Origin of the sequence: Bacillus sp. CFBP9009 (assembly GCF_036541465.1) — a bacterium.
Taxonomy (GTDB): Bacteria; Bacillota; Bacilli; order Bacillales; family DSM-1321; genus Peribacillus.
The window spans coordinates 1-23,900 of the sequence record NZ_JAZHFU010000008.1; the positions used below are offsets into that span (position 1 = coordinate 1).

The following is a 23,900-nucleotide window of genomic DNA, read 5'->3' on the forward strand; positions in this document are numbered from 1 at the left end:
ATTATCCAGATTATGTAGATCCAAGAAACTAATATTTTTGTATAATTATTAGAAAAAAGGTCGATTTCTACAGGAGATTGATCTTTTTTTTGGGGGTTGAAACCTTCTTAACGTTAGAAATCCCCATTTTCCGGACGTCTATTATGGAATGTATGACCCTATTTATTTGAATCGAATAGGTAATTTAAGTCTAAATGTAGTTAATTTCGTTGTAGAGCGTTTCTCAGCATTAATTTTTTTAAAAAACAGGTGTTTTTAACTGGTAAAAGGTATGTTTTCACTTTCAGTTAGGTTTGGGCTCAGCTTTTATTTATTTAATTAACATAATCTACCTCACAAATTACTCAACAATCAATGCTACAATTATTATGAGGTGGTATCTTTGTTTATTTCTCCTATGCTATTGCACAAAACAGAGCAACTCTTCGAGGATGAAAATTTTATAACGGAACTCAAGTTATCTATACCTAAATTATAAAAACCTTAATAAATAAAGGAGAGTACATATTAACCATGTATAATATGTACTCTCCTTTTATTAATGAACTAACGCACCCGTTAGTTCATTAATAAAAAGGTTGCCACAGCAAGCTACTTTATTAGAACCTGGTTAAAGAAAGACATACCTAACGAATGACGAATGATTCCTGGCCAATGTCAAAGATAGGATTTAGACCTCCATGCTATGCCTATCCAAATTAATAGTTGAAATAGTTGAATTACCCTTCATCTAAAAAATACAGACAAAAAGACTTCTATACAAAGTATGAAGTCTTTTTTGAAAGAGAAGAGTATTACGGTTTTAACACGACTTTTATACATTCATCCTCACGATTATTAAAAATTCGATAACCATGACTTGCTTCTTCAAGGGACATTTTGTATGTGATAATATCTCTTGGATTTTCAGCAGATCCCCTATTTATCTGCCCTCATCTTATCAAAACGGTCCTATCTCTTTCGTTCATCTAAAGAAACCTATACCACGTGGTTTGAAATCCTGCGAATAAGCGAGTATTTCTGTAACATTCACCTTTGCACCTTCCTTGTGTCAAAATTTTGTCTATAAGCGAATTTGCACGTTACCAATTCAAAATTTCAGGATATTTTTTATTTGTCTTAGGATGTAAAGTAACCTAGCCTTAGGTTCTGTAACTGAGGTTTGTTAATCAACGGGGAGCGTGTGTTTGAATTTAGACTTTTTATGAGGTCAATAAGGAAAGGCTTAAGGATTCTACTTCACCTTAAGCCTTTTCTTGCCCTATTTTAAAAACCCATCGATATATATTTTTCTTCTAAATATTCTTCAAGGCCTTGATGGCCGCCTTCCCTCCCCATGCCGCTTTCTTTCATGCCGCCAAATGGGGCTTGTGCAACGGTGGGAATGGCGTCGTTGTAGCCGATGATGCCAAACTCCAGAGCTTCGGATACCCTAACTCCCCTGCTTATATTCTGTGTGTAAAAATAAGCGGCCAGCCCGTACTCTGTATTGTTGGCAAGCTCGATCACCTCTTCTTCTGTATCAAACGGAATGATTGGCGCGACCGGTCCAAATGTTTCCTGGTATGTGATGAGCATATCCTTGTTCACTCCACCCAGAACGGTCGGTTCATAGAATAATCCATCAGCCAATTCCCCTTCAACTCTTTGTCCGCCACAAAGAAGGCTGGCACCTTTTTCCAAGGCATCTTGTACATGTTCCTCTACCTTTTCCAGGCCATCACTGCTGACAAGAGGCCCGACTTCAACGGTTGGATCGATGCTATTTCCAACTTTTAGAGCTTGTACCTTTTCAACAAAAAGTGCAGAGAATTTATTGATGACAGAACGGTGGACGTAAATTCGATTTGCGCATACGCACGTTTGTCCGGTGTTCCTGAACTTGCTTGCAACGGCACCAGCTGCTGCGGCTTCCAAATCAGCATCCTCAAAGACGATGAACGGCGCGTGTCCTCCAAGCTCAAGGGAAAGTCTCTTGAGCTGCGGGGCTGACTTGGTAACCAGCAATTTGCCTACTTCAGTAGATCCGGTAAAAGAAATTTTCCTTACTACCGGGTTTTCAAAAATTTCATCCGAGATAGGTCCGGCACTCCCTGTTACGATACTGACCACTCCAGCAGGCACTCCCGCCATTTCTACCAATTTACCAAACGCTAACGCACTAATAGGAGATTGTTTTGCAGGCTTGACAATGACTGTACATCCAGCGGCCATGGCAGGGCCTACTTTCCGCGTCATCATGGCCAACGGGAAATTCCAAGGGGTAATTGAAGCGACCACTCCAATCGGCTGGCGAATCACCGATAGCCTTTTATTTGCAGCAGAAGCAGGGATCGTTTCCCCATAAATCCGGCGTCCTTCTTCAGCAAACCATTCCAGGTAGCTTGCAGCAAAATCCACTTCACCCCGGGCTTCCGTTAAGGGCTTGCCCATTTCCATACTCATGATTTCTGCTAATTCATCTTTATATTCATGCATAAGGTCATGCAATTTCTTTAGATATTTACTGCGTCCCTGTGCTGTCAGTTTTGACCAGGTTTTAAACGCTTCCTCAGCAGCTGCAATTGCGGCATGCGTTTCTTGGCGTCCTCCATTTGGAATCCTTGCCACCACTTTCCCTGTTGATGGATTTGTTACTGGTAAAGTTTCACCGTTATGTGCTGCAGTCCATTCACCGTTTACATACATTTTCAGTTCAGTTAAATTGACTAATCCACTAGTTTTCAGCATGAATATGTCTCCTTTTTTCGTTGGATTTGCAAAGCGCTTCATTATATACACAAAAAGATTATAGCCCTGAAACTTTAGTTCCCCCTTCAATGTCCGTGTTAATGGAAATCCTTTCATTTTTAAGAACGAAGGTATACCCCACAGCAGCAATAAGGCAAATGACTACAGGTATGATCAGGGCTATATTGAAATTATTGAACTTCGCTATTAAGATCCCTGTTGCGACTGGAGCTATCCAGCCAGCGAGGTTCCCCACGAAGTTTTGCAGCCCTGCAAGCTTTCCTTCCGCACCTTTTGGAGCAACATCCGAAACAGTGGCCCAGAGAATGCCCGCTGCCAATCCTTCACCGCCTATTGCTATTGAGATATACGTAAGTGCCATTATGGCGCTGTCTGTATAGATAGTCGGTATAATGGCTAATGGAAAAAGCATGCCGATGGTTAAAACAGCCTTTCTTGCTTTGATGGAATTCCAGCCTCTTTTAATCAAGAAATCCGACAAAACCCCTCCTAGAATATTTCCCAGAAAGGACATGATCCAAGGTAGCATCGTGAAAAATCCGGCTTTTAAAAGAGTCATTTGCCTTTCGACTACAAGATAAGTGGGAAGCCAGGTCATCATTAAATAAGTAAGATAGTTATGGGCAAACAAGCCATATAACATAGGGTAAACACTTCTGAATTTGAAGAATTTAAATGGCGAGATGTTTAGTGTCGTCGCTTTTTCGGTTTGAGTTTGCTCCTCTTTGATATAGGCTACTTCGGCCTCGTTTGCAATCTTACTTTGCTCAGGATGGTTTTTGAAAAAGAATAACCAGAATGCCAGCCATACAAAACCGATGGATCCAATTACCACAAAAGATGCTTGCCATCCCCAAGTCTGAATGATCCATGCTAAAATGGGTGTCGTTATGCCAATCCCGATAGCTGTACCAGAATTAAATATCCCGTTTGCAATGCCCCGTTCGTGTGAAGGCAGCCAGTCTGAAATAACGCGCGTATTGGTTGGAAACGCTGGAGCCTCTCCGATTCCCATTAAAACGCGGATACCGATCAGTCCGCCCAGCGAACGTCCCATTCCAGTAAACACCGTACAGAGCGACCACCAAACGATGGCAATCGAATACGTTAAGCGTGCCCCCAATTTATCAACGATTACCCCGACAGGGATCTGCATTAAGGCATACGACCAAAAGAATGCTGACCCCAATATCCCGAATTCTACTGCCGAAAGCGAAAGATCCTTCATCATGGAGGGTCCTGCAATGCCAAGAATTGCCCTATCCATATAATTGATTGTTGTTGCGAAGAAAAGGAGTACCACTACAAGCCATCTTCCATTGGTCTTTTTCATACGTCACCTCATTAGATAATTATATTCAGGTAGAAAAATGCTGCGGGAAATCCATGTGTCCGAAAAAAGTTAAAAAGGGGAAACTGATTCGAAAACCCCTGAAATTCCAGGTGATTTTCAAATTGAATGGTTTTTATACATTCACGATGGCCGTTTCTGAATTTTTTGCACTGCTTGCATTTCGATTACCATTATTAAAACCTTCAAAGTCCCCCTCATAAGCCTTCTCTATAATCAATTGGATATCCGATGCCTTCGTCAGCCTTGGATTAACGACCACGTTACCGCTTCGCATGGAATCTTCCACTAATTTCGGCAAAACGTCCAATGAGACTCCAAGCTCTTTAATATTAAGAGGAATATTCATGCTCCGATTCATTTCGATGATGGTTTCGATTGCTTTCTCGGCTGCTTGCGCATTGGATAAACCGCTTACATCCCTTCCTAAAGCTATTGCAATTTCTCTATACTGACCCTTACATGCCGGCAGGTTGAATCTCATGACGAATGGCAATAGTGCTGCATTTGCGATGCCATGCGGGATATTAAAGACTCCTCCAAATGTATGGGAAATGGCGTGTACATTACCCAGTCGGGATTGTGAAAAGGCTGCACCAGCTAACAGGGAGGCTACAAGCATGTTTTCCCTGCTTTCCATGTCCGTTCCCACAAAGTACGATCGTGTTAAATTTTCACCGATCATCTTAATGGCCTGCATCGCGAAAGCCTTGCTGACAGGGTTGGCAGATTTGGAGGTGTAAGATTCAATTGCATGAGTCAGAGCATCCATACCTGTAGCTGCAGTAATCTCTTGAGGCAAATTTAATGTAAGGGCAGGGTCCAATATAGCTAGCTTTGGAAACAGAAGTGAACTAAGTACACCTAATTTAAAAGAAGTGTCCTTATTCGTTACCACTGTCGAATTAGTAGCTTCACTGCCAGTTCCAGCCGTAGTCGGGATTGCTATGATTGGGAGCGGAGGATTGGAAATCTTTCCAACTCCTTCATAATCCAGGATATGGCCGGGATTAGTAGCCATTGCCGCAATGCCCTTGGCTGTGTCAATGCTGCTTCCTCCGCCTACAGCCAGAACCGCCTCCATCTTTTGTTGCTTAAAATACACTGTCCCCTGTTGGATTGTTTGAGCTGATGGATTAGGCTCTACCTCATCGTAAATCTCAAAATAAAGGTTTGCCGAAGCAAGGGATTTTTCAATTCCTTGTAAGAGACCGGCTCCTCTAACCCCTTTATCTGTAACGACCAGCACACTCGATACACCTAAATCCTTAATCAGTTCCCCTGTTTTTCCAGATATTCCATTACCGCATTCCACCCGTGTCGGCATACTATATGTAAAAGGCAAAAGAGACATTTTCATCTTCCTCTCCATTTATATTCTATTAGATAGTGAAACCCTTCCGCCGCAGTCTGAAGATCCAATCATGAATGATGCTTAACCTTCCAGGGACACCATACCTTCAAGCAATCTATAATGCTTTTCTAAGTAATTCTTCTAAACTGTGCTGGGTTGGCACTCTTGGGTTATTCCGAATCAGGCGATCGATTTGGAGGGTTTTCTCAGCAATTTCGGGAATATCCTCTTCTTTGATCCCAATCTTCGTCAGCTTTGTAGGCAGTCCAATTTCCCCAAGCAGGGTAAGCACAGCTTTTGATGCAGCCAAAGCGGCTTCCTTATCGGAGAGGCCATCCGTGTTCACATTGAATGCCTGGGAAATCCTCACCATTTTTTCTGTTTCTACAGTTGCATTATATTCCATGACATATGGAAGCAAGAGCCCGGTCACCTCTCCATGCGGTGACTTCACAAGTCCTCCGATTGGGTAAGCCAATGCATGGGCTGCTGCTGTACCTGCATTTGAAAAGGACATTCCAGCAAGCAGGCTGCCCATTAGCATATTGGAACGGGCCTCGAGATTGCTCCCTTGCTGCACCGCAAGCGGCAGGTTTTTTGCAATCAATTCAATGGCTCTGAAGGCGAGTGCATCGCTTATGGGGATTGAACCTTGGAATAAAATGCTTCCTTCTGCCTGGATATATGCAGAAGGTTTGGCTGTGTATGCCTCTATCGCATGTGACAAAGCATCAATTCCGGAACAAGCTGTTACATAAGCGGGAAGCCCTAACGTTAATTCTGGATCAAGTAGAGCAACGGTTGGTCTTAGGTAATTATCCGAGATACCAACTTTCAGGTTATTGTCCACATCGGTCAACACCGCTACAGATGTCACTTCTGAACCGGTTCCAGCAGTCGTCGGAATCGCTACAAGAGGGGCGATGGGTCCAGGAACCTGGTTTTCTCCGCCATAATAGTCCAGGGGATGTCCGCCATGGGCGACCAACAAAGCGACAATCTTCGCCATATCAATGCTGCTTCCTCCGCCAAGGCCAATTACTGCATCAATATCCATTTGAGATTTAGCAAACTTATAACAGTCCATCGCCGAATCTACCGGAGGTTCCGGTACGACCTGGTCATAGATAACTGTTCCGTAATTTGCATGTTCCAACAACGATGAAATTCTGTCTACGATTCCTGCATTTTTGATCCCTGGGTCAGTAACGAGCAAGATGTTTTTTGCCTTTAATCTTTGAAGGATCACATCCAATTGCCCGATTGCCCCGTTTCCAAATACGATTCTTTCGGTAGAATAAAAATCCCATGTATTTCTCATATTCCTTACCTCCAAAGTCTAAAGATTGATGACGACAAGTTTTTCGTCTGTCATTTCTTGCATGGCATAATGCGGTCCCTCTTTGCCAATTCCGCTGTCCTTCACTCCGCCGTATGGCATAATGTCGGCACGGTATGTAGAAACATCATTGATGATTACACCGCCAAAATGGAGTTCCTGTGTTGCCCGCATGGCTAAAGTGATATCGGATGTAAATAAACCAACTTGTAAGCCGAACTTCGTATCATTGGCCTGACGGAAAGCCTCCTCGATGCTATCGAAAGGAATGATGCTAATCACCGGCGCGAACACTTCCTGGCAGACTACCTTCATTTCCGGTTTCACATCTATTAATATAGTAGGTTCTAGAATCGAATCCCGCCTTTTCCCTCCATATACCACTTTGGCCCCAAGACGCCTGGCTTCCTGGATCCATTCTTCCGCACGCCTTGCTTCTTTCTCGGAAATCATAGGGCCAATGTCCGTGGAAGGATCTTCCGGATCACCGACTTTCAAGCCCTGTGCCACCTTGACTGCCTTCTCCACAAACGTATCGCAGATATTTCTATGAACGTAGATTCGCTGTACTGAGATGCAGGCTTGCCCTGCATTCACATACCCTCGTGTGACACAGAGCTCAACTGCTCTGTCTAAATCATGGACATCCTTGTGAATGATGTTTGGGGAGTTATTCCCTAATTCCAAAGTAACCTTACGAATTCCCGTACTGCTCTTAATATGCCGACCTACACCGGGACTCCCTGTAAAAGTGAACATCGCAATTCGTTCATCCTCCAAAAGGTATTGACCTGTTTCCTGCCCAAACCCGTTAACCACATTCAGAAAACCTGCAGGCAATCCAGCTTCAGAAAAAATTTCTGCGATCTTGCATGCAATGAGTGGCGTCATTTCAGCCGGCTTCAACACGATTGTATTTCCCGCTGCCAACGCAGGAGCTACCTTGTGTATGGTGAGATTGAATGGGAAATTAAACGGGGTGATCGCACCGATAACCCCAACAGGAACCCTGATGGTGAAAGCCATCTTATTGTCGTTTCCAGACTGCCCCAAAGGAACGCCTGTACCGACAATCCGTTTTGCTTCTTCCGCTGAAGCTATCATCGTTTGGATTCCTCTATCGATTTCCCCTCTGGCATCCTTCAATACTTTACCGACTTCCTGAACCAGAATCATCGCCAGCTCTTCTTTTCTCTCTTTAGCGATATCCGCTGCACGCATTAGAATCTCGTAGCGTTGATTGGAATCTAGCTTTCTCGTATTAAAGGTTTCCAAGGCATTGGTCACCGCTTCAGAAACAATTTTCCGGGATGCCCTGCCGATCTGGGCAATTTCTTCTTTGTTATATTTGTTAATAACAGCGATTGTATGTTGATCGGATATCCATTGCCCATTTATGAAATGGCCATAAAATGTGTTTTTTCTGCTCAGCGTTGTGCTCATTGAAGATTCCTCCTTTGAAAAATAAAAATCGCTTTTTTTAACTTCACAGTTATTTCTTCTAATAGATTCAATAAATTTCAATCAAGAAAACGGCAAGCATAAAGCGCTTCCATTTTAAACTTAAGATTTTGCCTCCCCATCAATACTCTTTAGTAACTGATTATTGTTGTTTATAGAATCCTGCTCAAAAATAGTATGTAATCGTTTCCGAAAATATATCATATAATATACGATTTTGTAAATATTTAAAATTAAAAATATTCAGTTTTTTGATAAAAACCTTGCTGATAAAGGATATATTACTTTAAATAATATCGACAGATTAATTAATTCATATTAAATCGAATAATTTTATATATAATTTTCACAAAACTCACCGAATATAATATATAATTATCAGTAATGAGGATATATTTTTGTAGCTATCCAACAAACTATAGAGTCCCCTTACAAACTCTCTATTCTTGATATCAATATGGTTTCGCCTTATCTTATTGATAGGGGCAACAAGCAGAAAGCTACTTCAGTAATAATTTAAGTTGTTACATCTATATGAAATAACACTCGTTCTCATAGAAATTTTTTTAAGTTAGGGGCATTTCGATGATAAAGGAAAAAGAACGCGGAGAGACAACGGAATATGTCTACAATTTATTAAAAGAAATGATTTTTGAATGGGATTTATCGCCGGGACAAAAAATCAATATCAGCCATTTAACCCGGGAAATCAACATTAGCGCCATACCTCTCAGAGAAGCATTATCTCGTCTGAACTCTGAGAACTTAGTCATCTTAGAACCAAATAAGGGGTATCGGGTCAGTGACATATTAGATACTGAAAATATGGCGAAAATGTTAGAGGCCCGGATATTACTGGAGACGCATGCGGTCCGGAATATTATCCGCTTAAATAATGTAAGCGTGACGGAAGAAATGGCCGCGCTTACAGATGAAATGTTTTCCACAAACACAGGTGCTTCCAACAAAAAAATACTAGATTTTACTCATTTAGATCAACAATTTCATCATGCCATCATGAACGCTGGAGGAAACCCGTTTTTATTTGAAGCATATAAAGGCATGCACTGCCATCTTCATATAGGCCGGTTTTATCACGTCAAAGGTGAGATCGACCAAAAAGACGCACCATCGGAACATATGGAAATCATTGAGGCCATCCGGACAAGGGATGTATACAGAGCCGAAATTGCGATCTCCAGCCACATACAGGATTCCATAGATCGTTTATTGGAGAGGACAAAAAGATAATACTTGGAAGCTATTGAGGATAATCTTCTTCGGATATCAGTCATCGTAATCGCTTTGATCAAATTTCCGGAATATGCAAGTGGATGTAAACAGATATTCCCATCTCAAATGCTTAAAGAAAGTGACAGAAAAACATGTGAAAGATTTATGCACCAAGAAGAAAACAAATGTGATCAAAGGGATGAAACCAAAGGCAAAAGAAAAGAAGCCTTTTGATGCTTCTCTTGTTTTGAAAGATGATGGATCGATTGGATTTACAATTTGCAAAAAAACATTTGCTAAATCAAAATAACAAACTAAAATCCCTATCACAATTGATAGGGATTTTACTATGAAAGAGTATATGCCGAATGATTCGCTGAATGAATCCACTTACTGCTATAACCTTTTCTGATTTTGATCTCCAAAGAAAAGAAAGAGTATATGTGATAAATCCAAACGAAAAAAGTAAAAAATAACAAAAACCCTAATTTGCCCCTTATAGTTTTTGTAGGTCGTGGGTTTTACTTAATGAAAAAAACCTCTCTGAAAAAAAAGATAGCTTAGAGCACAAAAAAACGATTTTCCCTTAACGTGGGCAAAATCGTCTTTTCTGGTGCTATTTGAATAAGGTAAATGTAGCTCTCAAGACAGGGGTGTTCAAAAATATTCTTCTATGCGTATTTCATCCTTACTCCAAAAAGTTAAAAAAAGGGTTTGATACCTTCCCTTCTTACACATAGTCCATATCCATAGTTGTAAAATCTATTTTTCCAAATGAAAACAACCATCTTTATGGCTTAAGGACCACTTTAATACATCCATCTGTCCTTGTATCAAATACTTCATACCCATGCTTTGCTTGATCAATTGGAAGTACATGGGTTACAACATCGCCAGGATCTACTTTTCCTTCTGATATTAGTTTATAAAGGTAGGGCATATAAGGAATAACAGGAGCCTGTCCGGTTTTAATATCCACGTTTCTTTGGAAAATATCTCCTAGGGGGAATCCATTATAACGGCCGCCATAAACTCCTGTTATTTGTATGGTTCCCGCCTTACGCACTGCTTGGGACGCAATTACAATCCCTCCCATGGCTCCCCCATGTAATTTAAGACCCGATGCAAGATATTCCATCGGAGTCATTTTGCCACTCATCCCGGAACAGTCAATAACGATATCTGCACCACCTTTAGTGATTTCTTTAAGGTATTCGCCAGTGTTTTCATATTGTGCAAAATTTACGGTTTCGACTTTATTCGTCCTTTTTGCATGCTCTAAACGATAATCGAGATGGTCGACAGCAATCACTCTTTTCGCCCCTTTAAACCAAGCGAATTTTTGAGTAAGTAGACCTACAGGACCACAGCCTAAAACGATAACCGTATCGCCAGATTTAACACCTGCGTGATCTACACTCCAGAATGCTGTGGATGCTGCATCAGCGAGCAACACCAATTTTTCATCTTCTACCTCGCAGTCTTCTGGGATTTTGAAAGGGGTAAAGTTTCCATAAGGAACACGCATATATTCAGCTTGCCCGCCCGCATACCCACCAGTTGTTTCTGAGTATCCAAAAAAACCACCCATTTCCCCATGAGGATTTGAATTATCGCACTGACTTGTAAGGTCGTGGTCGCAATACCAGCAGCTCCCGCAGCTAACGTTAAAGGGGATAATGACCCGGTCTCCCTTCTTTAACTTAGTTACCCCTGGTCCAACTTCCTCAACAACCCCCATCGGCTCATGACCAATCACATAATCTGTAGGCATATTGGGAATTAATTGATGAATTAAGTGCAAATCGGAGCCGCAAATCGCTGAAGTAGTGACTTTTACAATAATATCATCCGAATTTTTGATGTTAGGGTCTTTAACTTCTTTAACCTGTACATTTTTATTGCCCTGGTAAGTTACGGCTTTCATGATGCTTTTCCTCCTTTATTTATTCGGCGTTGCGAACATGCCGAGTCTGTCAGTATCATTCGGGAAAAGATTCATTCCAGCGATACTAACCGCCATATCGGCTGATTTCAAATCTAATTCCACCTGTTTACCTACATCGTTCGGATAAAGCCAGCCCTTCTTGATCATTAAATCGGATAACTCACCATGTAAGTCAATAGATTGCTCCATTTGCTGGTACAATGCTTTTCTCAATGCGGGATTCGCTGTTTCAGATAATGCAATACCATAAGTATGAATCCCACTTTTGATAGAGAGTAGAAAATCTAGCGCGAAAGAGGAATCAGCCATTTCCGGCATATGTTCAGCGCCTTGAGGATCTAAAAAATCCATTTCCATTTAAATTTCACCTCATTTTTCATAGTTTGTTCGGGCTTCTGTATAAAAACCCTTTAGCTCGTTTATAGCAGCTATAGATTGTTGTACGTCTTTTTCCATTAATGCTTTTAAGTCATTGTCAAAGCAAATTCCTTGCATTAATTTTGATCTCATTAACCCTATTGTTTTAAAATTTAAAATTTCATGCGTTTCCATGGTTTCATGAAATGCCAAGCTTTCATTTTCCATACGTTCACCTCCCTAATCTATATAACAAAAATACCTTTCCCAGTTCATCTGTTTGTTATACGGAATATTGACCGATAGGTAGTTTATTTCGCAAAATACACGTTACCTTTGCAAATGATGATGTATAAAAACTTTTGCATTACGAAAGCTATGTAAGTGAATTCTCAAAGAAATGGAGTGAAAAATCATGACGAAAAATTTAGGACTGCATGAAACTTTAGAGGCGCACGAAATTTTAACTTTCAAGAGTCTTTGTCTAACAAAGTCCTCTACAATGAGCAGTTTAGTGCAGGATACAGAACTACAAAATATTCTATTAAAAGACATGAGCACTGGGACACAAGATATTCAAAAACTGCAGGAAATTCTGACGAATCGAGGGGAACAGTAATGACAAATTTATTGCAAAATATGGCGGGTATGGGTGGCATGACTGATCAGGTGATTGCAACGGACTTCTTAATATCCGCAAAATCAGGAATTAGAAATATTGCTTTTGCCATTACAGAAACAAAAACACCTGAATTGAAAGCAGCCTTAAGAGAACAGCTTCGTGTCGCTGTAGAAAGACACGGAGAGATAAGTAACTATATGATTTCAAAAGGTTACTATCATCCACATGATTTAAGTGAACAATTACAAGTTGACATAAATACAGCAAATACAGCCCTAAATCTTCCTCAACAATAAAGTCAACTCATGGATGTGAAAACAGACAGATCACACAGAGGTTCGGGCAAATGGAAAAAAGCAATGAATTTCTCAAACTTGAGATACATTGCTTTTTTTAAGGGTATATTATAGCAAGTTCTTAGCTAAACGGGGGAATAACGGTAATATGTAGATGATCCAATCTATAAGCTGTTGTGTTTTAACTAATTTTACTTCTTTCTTAATAGGGTTAAATCGATTTCTTCATGCCCACTCTCTGCATTTACGAATATATACATAGTTCTTAACCGAACTTTCAAACTAATTGATGTAATTGAAATGAAGCAGTGAGCAAGGATCGCTGGTGGAAGTGTTATTGGTGACTAAATTGCCTTGCTCGAAATATTATATTCCTAAAAGGGATTATGTTACACATCAGACACAAACTGTGATGTTAGGAATTCCAGAAATAGTAGTTGATATAAAAAAGACAACTAATGGTAGGAGGATATGTTTACTGATTGTTTTTCTATTAGATACCAATAAATAAAGATAGCTATAAGAATGATAATTAATGAAATAGGGAAGAACGCTGTATTGATGAAATGATTATAAATCCACGTATTATGCATTAAAGTAACCTCAGTTTTTGTTTTTACCTAGTATTAACGTTAAGGGCCAACATAATCCCAATAACGACAAAACATTACTGTATGAAAGGTAATGTCATAGTGTGAATAAACGATGGACACAAACTGTGAAGTTAAAAGGAATTGCGAAAAAACTTAATAAAAGGAAGTAGTGTAGCCGACTACTCCCTAAGAAAATTAACCATTACAGATCATAAGTACATTACCATCTGGGTCTTGAAAGTTAAAATAAGCAAAATCTCCTATACTCTCAATTTCTTAATGCCTATGTTATTACTCTTGATGAATTGGTAAGCTTCGTCTATATCTTTTGTATAGAAGTTAAATAAGACGTTATTGAATAGCTTAAATATAAAATTCGGATCAAACGTATGGTCATCTAAGGTTAATCCAGTTTCACTTGTTACAGGGATATTGTAAACAGGTGATTCTACAAAGTCATTATTCTGAGGGATACCAAGGAGACTGCAATACCATTCAACTGATTTTTTTAAATCTTTAACATGGATAAAAACATTGTTTATTTTACTATTAATAGGAGAACTGGCTATCTTCATTTTTTTCCACCTTTCATTGAATCTTATCTAAAGAAATTCAACAAATTTCAAAAAATCCCATTAGAGGTTAATCATAGTTTGAAAAAGAAATGAGTGATTTTTTGAAGATAGCCTTTGGAGCTATTTAATTTACAATTGATCTTTTTAGAAGGAGAAACATTTATGGCAAGTAATTCTGCAGAGTGCACTCTTGCTAAGATTACTTGTGAGGAGTGTCATATAAGATTCCAACCAGGAACATTACCGACCTTTATTAATAAGTGTCCTTCGTCAAATAGTTTTAAAAGAAAACTATGAGCAACTTGCATTATTTTAAAACACAGTCCAAAGAAACTGAGATACTGTACTACACATATCCATACAGTCATATTATGAAAGCAAAGGTCATTCACTGTGTGTTCAAACTAAGCTTTTTCAACTAAACTACCTCTCTAGTTCCATAAGAAAAAGGCTGCCTCAGCAACCTCCCTTATTGAAGTAAAGCACTCGTTAGTTTAAGTATATTCCTTCACAAACTTGTCTTTTGCTATTTCTATTATTACAGGAATGCCCCCTATAGCTAAACAAAAAAGAGCATTGATCCTTCTTGGATCTATGCCCCCGTTTGTTTAAGATAATTATTCACAATGGGCATATCCGGTTGATACCAGCTCAACCGACACCCAATTTTCCCATCCATTTAGTGTAAACATTCTTAATAGATACAGACAAGGGATTCGCTGACAAAACATCAATGTGTCGGATGCACCGCTTCGCGACTGACTACGACGCGGCGGATGAAGAACGCTATGACCACGCCAATCAGTGCTATGATCATCGTGAACAAGAACACGCTTTGTGATCCAGCCGTCATCGCGTTTGCAATTTCGGCCTGTTTGGCCGGAGCGGAGGAGCCGTGCAAGTATTTCTCCATACCACCCGTAAGGATACTGATTGCGACCGCTGTTCCAATTGCGCCCACGACCTGCTGCAGTGTGTTCATGACTGCCGTGCCGTGCGGGTATAAGTCCGGCGGCAATTGATTTAGCCCATTCGTTTGAGCAGGCATCCATATCATGCCTACCCCAACCATGAGCCCGATATGCAAAGCCACGATAAAGGCCACTGAAGAAGTAGGAGATAGGGTAGTAAAGAACCATAACATGACTGCAACGATTACGAGTCCGGGAATAACGAGCCATTTCGGCCCATATTTATCGAACAAGCTCCCCATACGCGGGGAGAGGATACCGTTCAGCGCGCTGCCCGGCAAAAGCATGAGTCCAGTAGTGAACACCGACAGTCCTGTACCCGTCTGCAGAAACATCGGAAGGATAATCATGCTCGACATAATGATCAACATACACGACAGTACCAGAAGCAGCCCAACGACGTACATTGGGTACTTGAAAACGCTCAGATTCATCATTGGATCGCGCATAACGTTCTGCCGCAGTATGAACAGCACCAGCGCGATGAGCCCAACGACGATTGAAGTAACCACGACTGCACTGCTCCAGCCTTCAGATCCTTCGCCTGCCTTACTGAAGCCGAAGACAACTCCTCCAAAGCCGATCGTTGACAATGCGACAGACAGCAGATCTATCCGGGGCTTTGTGACATCGGTGACATTTTCCAAATACTTCAGCCCTATCAACAACCCAATAAGCAGGAACGGCAGCGAAAACCAGAAGATATAATGCCATGTTAAATACTCTATTAATAGACCGCCTATGGTCGGGCCGGTTGCTGGCGCAAACATGATAACAAGTCCAACGAAGCCCATCGCCGCCCCCCGCTTTTCCGGCGGGTATATGACAAGAATAGTATTGAACATGAGCGGCAGCAATAATCCCATGCCTGCCGCCTGTAAAACTCGAGCGAACATCAACATTTCAAAATTGAACGCGAGCGCCGCAATTAGTGTACCTAGAATTAAGCTTACGAGCGAACCTGTGAACAGCTGTCTCGTTGTAAACCTCTGCAGCAGCAGCCCGCTCATCGGCATTAAAATGCCAAGAGTCAGCAAGAAACCGGTTGTTAACCACTGTGCGGTTGCGGCTGAAATTTGGAACACTTCCATTAAATTAGTCATTGCTATGTTTAGAGCGGTCTCGCTAAACATGCCCACAAAACCGCAGATAAGCAGCGATACCAAGATGGCACGCGTATTGTATTGCTTCTTCATTTCTATGTCTCCTTGTAAATCAATTTAATTAATAACAGTTTATTTTTTAGCAAATCCTTGTTTGTTTAAATACTCAAGCATGAAGGGCTGTTTGCTTCTTTCAAGATGATCCTCAATATGATCTTTCCATCCCTTTACTTTCTTCACTGTGAAAGGCGCTTTAACAGGACGATTTTGGTAATATTCACGCATCTGTTGGTCATAAGTTGCTAATTTTTCTTCATCGAGTGGCTGGTACTGATTATCAAACATTATCATCGATTGAGGCAAGCGTGGTTTTAGTCCAGGTTTCTCTCCAGCAGGATGGCCTATGCATAGACCAACTAAAGGAACCACATACTTTGGTAAATTCAGTACCTCTGTTAATTCTGTAATATTAAGCCTTACTCCACCGATATATACACCACCTAGTCCCAATGATTTAGCTGCCGTTAAAGCATTTTGAGCCATTAGCCCAGCATCAAATGATCCAATTAAAAGGTATTCCATATAGTCAAGATCTACCTTAGGAGCAATCTGGTGGTTTCGGTTAAAATCAGCACAAAAAATCCAAAACTCAGCAGCTTCTTCAATATAAGGTTGATTGGCAGATAGTTGTGTCACCTTTTTGCGAAGATCTGGATCAGTAATTCTAATGATAGAAACGACCTGTAAAAGGCTGAAGGACGAAGTTTGATTAGCTGCCATAAATATTACATCCCGTTGTTCCTCTGTCAGTGGTTGATTTGTGTAAGATCGAACGGACGTATGATTATGAAGCAATTTAAGGGTATTATTCATTTGAATTCTCTCCTCTATTAAATATTTTATTATTTCAGCCTTCCATATTGATAAGGAACTCCCATATTCTCTCGGAGTGTTTTTCCTTCATACTCCCTGTGGAACAAACCGCGGTCTTGTAACATTGGGACAACCAGGTCCACAAAATCAGCAACTCCATCATAGGCTATATCTGGAACAACCGAGAAGCCATCACAGGCACCGGCCAAAAACCATTCTTCCAAGAAGTCAGCAACTTGTACGGGTGTACCTGCAACTACTGGATGATAGTTAATGACCCCGTGTGCAAGAACATCTCGAATGGATAGCCCTATTTTCAGCAACTTTAAAGCTCTTATAGAACGTGGATCCATTGGGTTGGCATAGGCATTTTTCAACATGTCAGTTGCTAAAGGTTTATCAATATCTACCAAACCTATCGATAGTGGTAAACCAACCATAGAACCAAGGTATCTAACCCTACTTGGAATCTCCTCAGGATTAAAACTCATAAGCTGTCTTCTTCGTTCCAAAGCTTCTTCTTCAGTTGAGGCTAGGGAAAACATAAAACCTGCATACATCTTGATATCATCGGGATTTCGACTAAAACGGATAGCACTTTGTCGAAGCGCTTGCCTGTGTTCACGAGCAGACTCTATATCAAAAGGATTTGCATAAACACCAGAAGCATAGCTCCCCGCTAATTCCAGTCCTTCACTCCCTCCACCTGCTTGGAAAATAACTGGCTGACCTTGCTCAGAAGGGGGGATTGGCAATGGACCACGAGATGCATAATACTGCCCTTCAAGATTGATAGGCTGAATTTTGTCCATGTCGGCAAATTTCCCTCCTTCTACATCTAACGTCCAAGCATCTGTATCCCAACTCCCCCACAAAGCTTGGACAATTTGTATGGATTCATGAGCCATGTCATATCGTTCTTTGCGACTGGCAATCTGAGCAGCACCAAAATTTGCTGCAGCTAATGGATCAGATGTAGTGACCGCATTCCACCCTACACGCCCATGACTTATAACATCCAGTGCTTTGAACTGACGTGCTATGTTATATGGATAATTGAATGTCGTTGAGAGGGTAGCAACAAGCCCAATATGTTTCGTTTCTCTGGCTACAGCCATTAGTGCTAACATAGGGTCCATAGGGAACATTGGAGTCTGGGGACCTAAGTCGACGGTTAATGCTGGAGTATCGGCGATAAAGATCATTTGAAATTTTCCTTTTTCAGCTAATTTAGCTCGCTCCACATAACCATCCGTATTTGTGTAGGCTGCTGGCTCGGTACCAGGCATTCTCCAAGCGCTGAATTCGGCTCCGTATCCAGAAATCATTTGTAGTGCTAGTTGCATCTCTTTTCTTTTTTTCATATATCTCTTCTCCTTTATTTTAAATAGGCTTCAAATAACCAAAAGAGCCTGAAGCATTTTAATTCCAACCATATTTCAGTACATCGGTGAAAAACTAAATAATATTTAGCTTGCTAAATAATTTGCTGGTGATTTCCCATCAAGGACAGTTTTTCTTTTGATTTCCTTACTAAATTGTCGAGCATAATACTCATATCCCCGGAATTGAGTATAAACTTTGTTAAATAGTAAATAAACGATATAGAAGTTTAATATTTAGGCTGCTAAATAATCATTTAGCCTACTAAACATTAACATAGAGAAAACTTAGAACAAGTTTCTCTCCATTCGTTTCATAAGTTCCCTTAAGATTAAGCGTTCTTCCGGTAAGATTAAATGGAGTAATTTTTCTTGCTGCTGTTTCCATTTGAAATCAACCGGTTTCTCTAATTCTTTGCCTTTGTCCGTTAGATAAATTCGCATAACCCTTGCATCTTGTTCATCACGTTTACGGTATATGAACCCATTTAGCTCCAGCGTTTTAACCATATTTGTTACCGTAGGCGGTTCGCATTTTAAATGTTCACATAGTTGCATTTGTGTTATTCCATCACCTAACCACAACCGAGCGAGTAGTTTATCCTGGCCTACATGAAGATTAAGTTCTCTTAGACTTTCGCTATAATCTCGACGCATTTGAGATGAAATTTTATCTAACGACTCACGAATATCGCATCCAACCTTATCGTTCATAGGTATGCCCCCACTACTAAAATGTATTTAGCGTGCTAACTATAACATGGTGAAAATTTAGTGTCAATTTATCTTAAGGGACCTCCTCACATTTTATCGGATTGAATTTATCTAGAACGGAGGGCAAAAGTATGAATCTAACTCATAAGATGGAACCCTGGATTCACATCAGCGTTTTCACACTGAAATGTAAGATTCTGTTTATTACAACGTTTGCCTATCAACTTGTTGCATTGAGTAATTTTGTTACAGACAATAGAATAAAACCAATTCTCATTTTTTTAAAGAGGGCAATAAAAATTGCCGTAGTACATTTTTTTGTACTTATAGCTTGGTTAGTGTAAAAAAGCTGCCACAATGACAGCTTAGGATCTTTACTTCTTCCTCCGTTACTTTAATACATTTCTTCACAAACTTTTATCGTAAAAAACTGCCGTTAGAACGATCTCTCCTCCCACAACTATTACTTTATCCACCATTTAGTTTTGGAATTTTGGGGTAAACGTTAAACGAATGTGAGCGCTTTGGTTAGTCTACCTGCTCCCCAAACTTCTTCCCGAACTCTTCCATCAAATCAATTATAGGAATGAATTCTTTCCCTTTTGAGGTTAATGAATAATCTACTCGAGGAGGAACCTCTGGATAAACTTTGCGATTTATTAAGCCATCTCTTTCCAGTTCTCGAAGTTGCTTTGTGAGAGAACCTTGTGAAATATCCCATAAAAAGGCTTTAATTTCACTATAACGACGCTCCTTGGTCTTTAAATACCAAAGAATGATATATTTCCAACGTCCAGAAAGTACGTTTTGGGTATAGGCAATGCCATAAACTTCTCTTTGTTCCTTTATACACTCTTTGTCAAATCCATCCTTACATATCCTAGACACCTTTTCACCTGCTTTCTACTGTTAAGTACAAAAAAATGTACTATGTCAATTTTTATTGCCTACTTCAAAAAGATGAGAAATCATTTTATTCTAGTATATGTAACAGAAATACTCAATACGTTTTTAATATCTAATGAATATATGTTTACCGTTTGATAAACATATGATTGTGTAACTTTAAGCAGAATAATTCTTTTATATACAAATTCTTTAGGAGGAACAATAATGAGATTTGGAATTATAGGTGCAGGACCAATAGGGACAATTATTTCTAAAAAATTAGTTAAGAATGGACATGATGTCAAAATCGCAGATGCTCGAGGAATTGAACGTTTAGAAGGAAAAGAGATTGCTGGAACACCTGTGAGTGTAGAAGATGTAATAACTAATATTGATGTTCTAATAATATCTATCCCTTTTCATGTAATGCCAAGCATTCGCAACATTGTAGATAAAGCTGGAGAGGAAGTAATCGCTGTAGACACTTCAAATTATTATCCTTTTAGAGACAATAAAATTGAAGAAATTGAGAACGGGATGGTTGAAAGTGTTTGGGTTTCAAATCAATTAGGTAGACCTTTCATTAAAGCTTTCAACAATCAATTAGCTTATACTTTAGAAAATAAAGGAACCCCCGAAGGTACTAGTGGTCGCATTGCCATGGCGATTGCTGGTAATGACCTATCGCAAAAACAAATAATCATGGACGTAGTAAACGAGCTAGGCTTCGACGCAGTAGATAGTGGTTCTTTAAGTGATTCGTGGAGACAGCAACCAGGAACCCCTGCATATTGCACAGAACTTACAAAAGAGGAACTAACGGAAGCATTGAAAAATGCAAATAAGGAAAAAGCCCCATTCCTACGGGATAAGTTGATAGAGAGTTATCAGCCCGGATATTCACATAAAGATATTGTGAATCTAAACAGAGAAATATATAATTCATAAAACAAGTGGTGCACTCAGTTAGAGCGCACCTTTTTGTATATCCATATATCCCCCATAAAGTTGTGAAGATATATGTGTACCTATTTCCTTTTTGCCGCCAAACAATCATGAATATTATTGGTAATTCTGGGATCTTACAAAAGTCCTTCCAGTCCGATCTCAATTTTTTTCAAAAACAGAATCTAAGTATGATTATGTTTTAAATCCCTCTTCCACTAACCTGCCCCGATAGTTGCATAAGAAAAAGCTGCCTAAAAGACAGCTATTCAAATATATTAGTTTGAAATAGTTGGTACGAGTTTTGAAAATTTGCGATAACAGAAAATAGATAATGTTAATGGTACTAAACTCCATAGATAAAAATATGTTCCATACTGGTTCCATCTTGCGGTTGTTGTAATACCGTCAGCGATTTTTAACCCCATAAAATCCAACTGCAAATTCCCGTGTATTTGACTGTTTGATAATCCGTAACCTTGCCCTTCCATCGCTATAAATAATAAGCCGAAGCACCCTGCAATCCCTAAAAACAACCATCCTACTTTGTTTTTGTTCAATTTACCCCCTACTAAAATTGTTTGTAACAAATACCATTCTACAAATATTGGAAAAATCCTTGTTGAGCTAACCTGCCCCGATAGTTCCATAAAGAAAGAACTGCCTTAAAGACAGCTCTAATCTTTAGCTAACGCACCGAATAGGTTCAACAAGAAACTCATCTTGTGTTCCCTTTATGCACTTTAAATTCTTCTTAAATTAAATACATTTTTCATACTTAAATAACAAAAGCTTTTCAGTTAGCTGAACTTCTCCTATTTTTTCATAGCCAAATTTCTCATAAAAATATTGATTTCTTTTGTTTAAATAAGGAGTATATAAACGCCAAATTTTTATCAATGGAAATTCTGCCTCAATTAATTTCATTATTCTTGTTCCGAGACCTTTATTTTGATATTCATTTGCTATGAATATTTTGTCTAATAACAGTATATTTTCTTTTTTTCGGAGATCTATTCCACCGATATTGTTGTTATTTGACCATATTGTGTAATGAATAGCGTGTTCTATATTTTCGATTAATTTCTCAGGTGTCTCATTTACAGGTGTTGTATTGTGGTCTTGGTATAACTTGTAGTCTTCTGCAAAAGCTTTTTTCTGAATAGTCAACAACATATCTACTTCAGTTAAACTTGTTCTTTTGATAGTAACTTCCACTGATGCACACCCCTTATTTGGATTTCTTTGTTATCTACATATTCTATACAAATTGTGAATTATCCTTGTTGAACTATCCTGCCCCTTTAGTTCCATAAAAAAAGAGCTGATCATGATCGTCACAGCTCATTAGCTATAGTACCTTTTAGTTGAATTAATCAAGTAACCTTCTATTGATAAATACGTACACAATTGTTAATAAAATCAACATAGTAATGATAAGAACCGTTAATTCATAAGGATAGCCAATAAAACTATTGACGACCACTAACAATCCTAACGGTAGAAAAAAAGTTCCACCTGTTACTGTACCTAATAAGGACTTATTTTTTATCACCTTTTCATTAAATCCTGCTAACAACCAGGTTTGCTTTTTCACAGCTACTAAGTACGACACAAATAAAAGAGCTATACCAATTACGAATAATCCATAATCCACCTTTTCACCCCCCAATGACACTTTATTTCCTGCTACTTTTTTATACGAACTAAAAAGGTAAAAGTTTCCTTTTTTCAACTAACCTGTCCCCGTTAGTTCCATTACAAAAAGGTTGCCGGAGCAACCCCTTATTGAAGTAAAGCACCCGTTACCATCCATGAAGCGCAAAAATCAGCGTTTCACCACAGAGAAAGAAAAATTGTCTCTATGTCGATAATGTTTTAATGGCTGGCGAAGAAGGTCGTTGAACTATGGTGCCTTTGAGCCCATCCGTTAGTATGACTCCGACGACCACGGTGTAACACCGACTGTCGCGCCCTTTATAGGTAGCACTCATGGGAGATTAATCCTTTTTTGATCGTCGCGCTTGCCTTTACTTAATTTGCAATGATTGGAGGTTTTTGTTTAACGAGTTACCAAACTCAATCAGATCACTCATAAGACTCAGCCTTTATTTAAAAAGCGTTTTTACTGGGTCTATTTTGTTGTGGTTTTTTCTGGATTTTGAGCTTTTTTAATTCTCATGGGAGCTCAATAAGAAAAACGATACCTCTTATTGAAGTATCGCACTCGTTAGTTTAAGAAGTACATCATTAATCAATCAAATGGTTCTCATCAATTTTCTTTTCTTATTTGAATCTGTAATTAATATTAAAACTAAGATTCTTAGGCTTATTCCAAGTATAATTGCACCTACCCTACTTACTCCCATTCCTACAAACTCCCTAATTAACTTCAAACCAACAAAATGCGTTATGATACCTAAATTTACAAGAACCAATGGAGAAATATATAATGGTAAGCTTGATTTGTGTTAGAACATCAGTGTGACAAATCCCCCACGGAATAAGGCGAACTAAAACCTAACTTCTGTGATTTGGAATGGTTCACCTTCCCAAATGTAACCGCTGACCTTTTCTGTTAAATACTTACAAAACGATTTGCCCAGATTGTATTATAAGTTAATAGAAGCTTTCTATCCTACTTATTTATTTTATGCTTAATATGAATGTACAAAAAGAGAAAAGGGATATATAAATACACAAAGTAAAAAGCAATGTTTGAATACATTTCATTCAATCGCTCTATTTGACTCCTCTCTTTGAGCACATTAGCTATAATAAAGAATAGGACCAGTACAATGAACAGACTTATACGTTGTTTCACATTTATTACTTTCTTAATAGCACGACAACCTGCCCATATTTTCACACTGATATTGGGTAATATGAGAAGTAACCAAATCGAAACAACGATAAATTCGACTCTTTCTTTTTGTCCTAAAGTAAATACGTTTCCCCTTTAAAGGATTTGCAACCCCCTTAGCCCCTGAACCCGGTGATGTCAATCGTTTAAAGGCCTCAGTACTTCCTGCTTCATACAATTTTTTGACCCAAGCTTTTACTTGTGAGGAATTTATAATACCGTAGGCATCCGCAATAGCTTGTTACTACCTTCACCGACAGCAGAATGATTGTCAAGGTATA

At 39.4% G+C, this 23,900-nt stretch carries 22 protein-coding genes and 1 pseudogene; 5 read left to right on the top strand and 18 right to left on the bottom strand.

Annotated features, from left to right (window positions below; genetic code table 11):
• Positions 1-1,266: 1,266 nt before the first annotated feature.
• The 5 genes from V3595_RS18250 to V3595_RS18270 all read right to left on the bottom strand — a co-directional run bounded on the left by V3595_RS18250 (position 1,267) and on the right by V3595_RS18270 (position 8,238).
• Complete coding sequence (locus tag V3595_RS18250; RefSeq protein ID WP_485908668.1) at positions 1,267-2,730, bottom strand: NAD-dependent succinate-semialdehyde dehydrogenase; 1,464 nt, start codon at positions 2,728-2,730, stop codon at positions 1,267-1,269.
• Between the two features lie 58 nt (positions 2,731-2,788).
• Positions 2,789-4,084, bottom strand: coding sequence for an MFS transporter (locus V3595_RS18255; RefSeq protein ID WP_485908669.1), 1,296 nt, complete (start codon positions 4,082-4,084; stop codon positions 2,789-2,791).
• 133 nt (positions 4,085-4,217) lie between these two features.
• The gene (locus V3595_RS18260; RefSeq protein WP_485908670.1) at positions 4,218-5,474 is read right to left on the bottom strand and encodes an iron-containing alcohol dehydrogenase; all 1,257 of its coding nucleotides are present in this window, start codon (positions 5,472-5,474) and stop codon (positions 4,218-4,220) included.
• Between the two features lie 97 nt (positions 5,475-5,571).
• The gene (locus tag V3595_RS18265) at positions 5,572-6,777 is read right to left on the bottom strand and encodes a hydroxyacid-oxoacid transhydrogenase (RefSeq protein ID WP_485908671.1); all 1,206 of its coding nucleotides are present in this window, start codon (positions 6,775-6,777) and stop codon (positions 5,572-5,574) included.
• An 18-nt stretch (positions 6,778-6,795) separates the two neighbouring features.
• Positions 6,796-8,238 carry an aldehyde dehydrogenase family protein gene (locus tag V3595_RS18270; protein WP_485908672.1) on the bottom strand — a complete coding sequence of 481 codons (1,443 nt, stop codon included), beginning with the start codon at positions 8,236-8,238 and terminating at the stop codon, positions 6,796-6,798.
• A gap of 603 nt (positions 8,239-8,841) precedes the next feature.
• Here V3595_RS18270 and V3595_RS18275 point away from each other — a divergent pair.
• Both V3595_RS18275 and V3595_RS18280 read left to right on the top strand, forming a co-directional pair.
• Complete coding sequence (locus V3595_RS18275) at positions 8,842-9,507, top strand: GntR family transcriptional regulator (protein ID WP_485908673.1); 666 nt, start codon at positions 8,842-8,844, stop codon at positions 9,505-9,507.
• A gap of 121 nt (positions 9,508-9,628) precedes the next feature.
• The gene (locus V3595_RS18280; protein ID WP_485908674.1) at positions 9,629-9,799 is read left to right on the top strand and encodes a topoisomerase C-terminal repeat-containing protein; all 171 of its coding nucleotides are present in this window, start codon (positions 9,629-9,631) and stop codon (positions 9,797-9,799) included.
• Between the two features lie 480 nt (positions 9,800-10,279).
• Here V3595_RS18280 and V3595_RS18285 read toward each other — a convergent pair whose 3' ends face one another.
• Genes V3595_RS18285 through V3595_RS18295 form a run of 3 tightly spaced genes read right to left on the bottom strand, consistent with a single transcriptional unit; the run spans position 10,280 to position 12,022 of the window.
• Positions 10,280-11,416 carry a zinc-dependent alcohol dehydrogenase gene (locus V3595_RS18285; RefSeq protein ID WP_056519699.1) on the bottom strand — a complete coding sequence of 379 codons (1,137 nt, stop codon included), beginning with the start codon at positions 11,414-11,416 and terminating at the stop codon, positions 10,280-10,282.
• A gap of 15 nt (positions 11,417-11,431) precedes the next feature.
• Complete coding sequence (locus tag V3595_RS18290) at positions 11,432-11,794, bottom strand: spore coat protein (RefSeq protein WP_485908675.1); 363 nt, start codon at positions 11,792-11,794, stop codon at positions 11,432-11,434.
• A gap of 12 nt (positions 11,795-11,806) precedes the next feature.
• Positions 11,807-12,022 carry a hypothetical protein gene (locus V3595_RS18295; protein ID WP_056519692.1) on the bottom strand — a complete coding sequence of 72 codons (216 nt, stop codon included), beginning with the start codon at positions 12,020-12,022 and terminating at the stop codon, positions 11,807-11,809.
• A gap of 187 nt (positions 12,023-12,209) precedes the next feature.
• Between V3595_RS18295 and V3595_RS18300 the strand changes: the two genes are divergently transcribed.
• Both V3595_RS18300 and V3595_RS18305 read left to right on the top strand, forming a co-directional pair.
• Positions 12,210-12,413, top strand: a complete 204-nt coding sequence (locus V3595_RS18300; RefSeq protein ID WP_098371985.1) for a hypothetical protein — start codon at positions 12,210-12,212, stop codon at positions 12,411-12,413.
• Complete coding sequence (locus V3595_RS18305; protein WP_485908676.1) at positions 12,413-12,712, top strand: spore coat protein; 300 nt, start codon at positions 12,413-12,415, stop codon at positions 12,710-12,712. Before V3595_RS18300 ends, V3595_RS18305 begins: the two co-directional genes overlap by 1 nt.
• An 853-nt stretch (positions 12,713-13,565) precedes the next feature.
• Here V3595_RS18305 and V3595_RS18310 read toward each other — a convergent pair.
• The 6 genes from V3595_RS18310 to V3595_RS18335 all read right to left on the bottom strand — a co-directional run bounded on the left by V3595_RS18310 (position 13,566) and on the right by V3595_RS18335 (position 19,811).
• Positions 13,566-13,880, bottom strand: coding sequence for a VOC family protein (locus V3595_RS18310; protein WP_485908677.1), 315 nt, complete (start codon positions 13,878-13,880; stop codon positions 13,566-13,568).
• A gap of 730 nt (positions 13,881-14,610) precedes the next feature.
• A complete protein-coding gene (locus V3595_RS18315; protein WP_485908787.1) occupies positions 14,611-16,071 on the bottom strand; it encodes a DHA2 family efflux MFS transporter permease subunit in 1,461 nt (486 codons plus the stop codon).
• A 15-nt stretch (positions 16,072-16,086) separates the two neighbouring features.
• Positions 16,087-16,827, bottom strand: coding sequence for an oxygen-insensitive NADPH nitroreductase (gene nfsA, locus V3595_RS18320; protein WP_485908678.1), 741 nt, complete (start codon positions 16,825-16,827; stop codon positions 16,087-16,089).
• Between the two features lie 29 nt (positions 16,828-16,856).
• Positions 16,857-18,191 carry an NtaA/DmoA family FMN-dependent monooxygenase gene (locus V3595_RS18325; RefSeq protein ID WP_485908679.1) on the bottom strand — a complete coding sequence of 445 codons (1,335 nt, stop codon included), beginning with the start codon at positions 18,189-18,191 and terminating at the stop codon, positions 16,857-16,859.
• A 306-nt stretch (positions 18,192-18,497) separates the two neighbouring features.
• Entirely contained in the window at positions 18,498-18,923 is a 426-nt protein-coding gene (locus V3595_RS18330) for a MarR family winged helix-turn-helix transcriptional regulator (RefSeq protein WP_137019447.1), read from the bottom strand.
• Between the two features lie 528 nt (positions 18,924-19,451).
• Positions 19,452-19,811 carry a winged helix-turn-helix transcriptional regulator gene (locus V3595_RS18335; RefSeq protein ID WP_137019448.1) on the bottom strand — a complete coding sequence of 120 codons (360 nt, stop codon included), beginning with the start codon at positions 19,809-19,811 and terminating at the stop codon, positions 19,452-19,454.
• A 225-nt stretch (positions 19,812-20,036) separates the two neighbouring features.
• On the opposite strand from V3595_RS18335, the gene V3595_RS18340 reads away from it, so the two are divergent.
• On the top strand, positions 20,037-20,759 hold the full coding sequence (locus V3595_RS18340) for an NADPH-dependent F420 reductase (protein WP_485908680.1): 723 nt from the start codon (positions 20,037-20,039) through the stop codon (positions 20,757-20,759).
• A gap of 275 nt (positions 20,760-21,034) precedes the next feature.
• On the opposite strand, the gene V3595_RS18345 is transcribed toward V3595_RS18340, so the two are convergent.
• The 4 genes and pseudogenes from V3595_RS18345 to V3595_RS18360 all read right to left on the bottom strand — a co-directional run.
• Entirely contained in the window at positions 21,035-21,316 is a 282-nt protein-coding gene (locus V3595_RS18345) for a hypothetical protein (protein ID WP_485908681.1), read from the bottom strand.
• A gap of 199 nt (positions 21,317-21,515) precedes the next feature.
• The gene (locus V3595_RS18350; RefSeq protein WP_485908682.1) at positions 21,516-21,974 is read right to left on the bottom strand and encodes a GNAT family N-acetyltransferase; all 459 of its coding nucleotides are present in this window, start codon (positions 21,972-21,974) and stop codon (positions 21,516-21,518) included.
• Positions 21,975-22,128: 154 nt separating this feature from the next.
• A complete protein-coding gene (locus V3595_RS18355; RefSeq protein WP_485908683.1) occupies positions 22,129-22,491 on the bottom strand; it encodes a DUF3784 domain-containing protein in 363 nt (120 codons plus the stop codon).
• Between the two features lie 903 nt (positions 22,492-23,394).
• A pseudogene (locus V3595_RS18360) lies at positions 23,395-23,673 on the bottom strand (GerAB/ArcD/ProY family transporter); the annotation flags it as partial.
• Between the last annotated feature and the right edge of the window lie 227 nt (positions 23,674-23,900).

What these genes read in the sequence shown, in the direction of transcription:
- V3595_RS18265 (WP_485908671.1), bottom strand. Translation starts at nt 6,777, where the DNA reads ATGAGAAATACATGGGATTTTTATTCTACCGAAAGAATCGTATTTGGA.
- V3595_RS18305 (WP_485908676.1), top strand. Translation starts at nt 12,413, where the DNA reads ATGACAAATTTATTGCAAAATATGGCGGGTATGGGTGGCATGACTGAT.
- V3595_RS18300 (WP_098371985.1), top strand. Translation starts at nt 12,210, where the DNA reads ATGACGAAAAATTTAGGACTGCATGAAACTTTAGAGGCGCACGAAATT.
- V3595_RS18340 (WP_485908680.1), top strand. Translation starts at nt 20,037, where the DNA reads ATGAGATTTGGAATTATAGGTGCAGGACCAATAGGGACAATTATTTCT.
- V3595_RS18260 (WP_485908670.1), bottom strand. Translation starts at nt 5,474, where the DNA reads ATGGAGAGGAAGATGAAAATGTCTCTTTTGCCTTTTACATATAGTATG.
- V3595_RS18325 (WP_485908679.1), bottom strand. Translation starts at nt 18,191, where the DNA reads ATGAAAAAAAGAAAAGAGATGCAACTAGCACTACAAATGATTTCTGGA.
- V3595_RS18275 (WP_485908673.1), top strand. Translation starts at nt 8,842, where the DNA reads ATGATAAAGGAAAAAGAACGCGGAGAGACAACGGAATATGTCTACAAT.
- V3595_RS18270 (WP_485908672.1), bottom strand. Translation starts at nt 8,238, where the DNA reads ATGAGCACAACGCTGAGCAGAAAAAACACATTTTATGGCCATTTCATA.
- V3595_RS18255 (WP_485908669.1), bottom strand. Translation starts at nt 4,084, where the DNA reads ATGAAAAAGACCAATGGAAGATGGCTTGTAGTGGTACTCCTTTTCTTC.
- V3595_RS18295 (WP_056519692.1), bottom strand. Translation starts at nt 12,022, where the DNA reads ATGGAAAATGAAAGCTTGGCATTTCATGAAACCATGGAAACGCATGAA.
- V3595_RS18310 (WP_485908677.1), bottom strand. Translation starts at nt 13,880, where the DNA reads ATGAAGATAGCCAGTTCTCCTATTAATAGTAAAATAAACAATGTTTTT.
- V3595_RS18290 (WP_485908675.1), bottom strand. Translation starts at nt 11,794, where the DNA reads ATGGAAATGGATTTTTTAGATCCTCAAGGCGCTGAACATATGCCGGAA.
- V3595_RS18285 (WP_056519699.1), bottom strand. Translation starts at nt 11,416, where the DNA reads ATGAAAGCCGTAACTTACCAGGGCAATAAAAATGTACAGGTTAAAGAA.
- nfsA (WP_485908678.1), bottom strand. Translation starts at nt 16,827, where the DNA reads ATGAATAATACCCTTAAATTGCTTCATAATCATACGTCCGTTCGATCT.
- V3595_RS18250 (WP_485908668.1), bottom strand. Translation starts at nt 2,730, where the DNA reads ATGCTGAAAACTAGTGGATTAGTCAATTTAACTGAACTGAAAATGTAT.
- V3595_RS18330 (WP_137019447.1), bottom strand. Translation starts at nt 18,923, where the DNA reads ATGAACGATAAGGTTGGATGCGATATTCGTGAGTCGTTAGATAAAATT.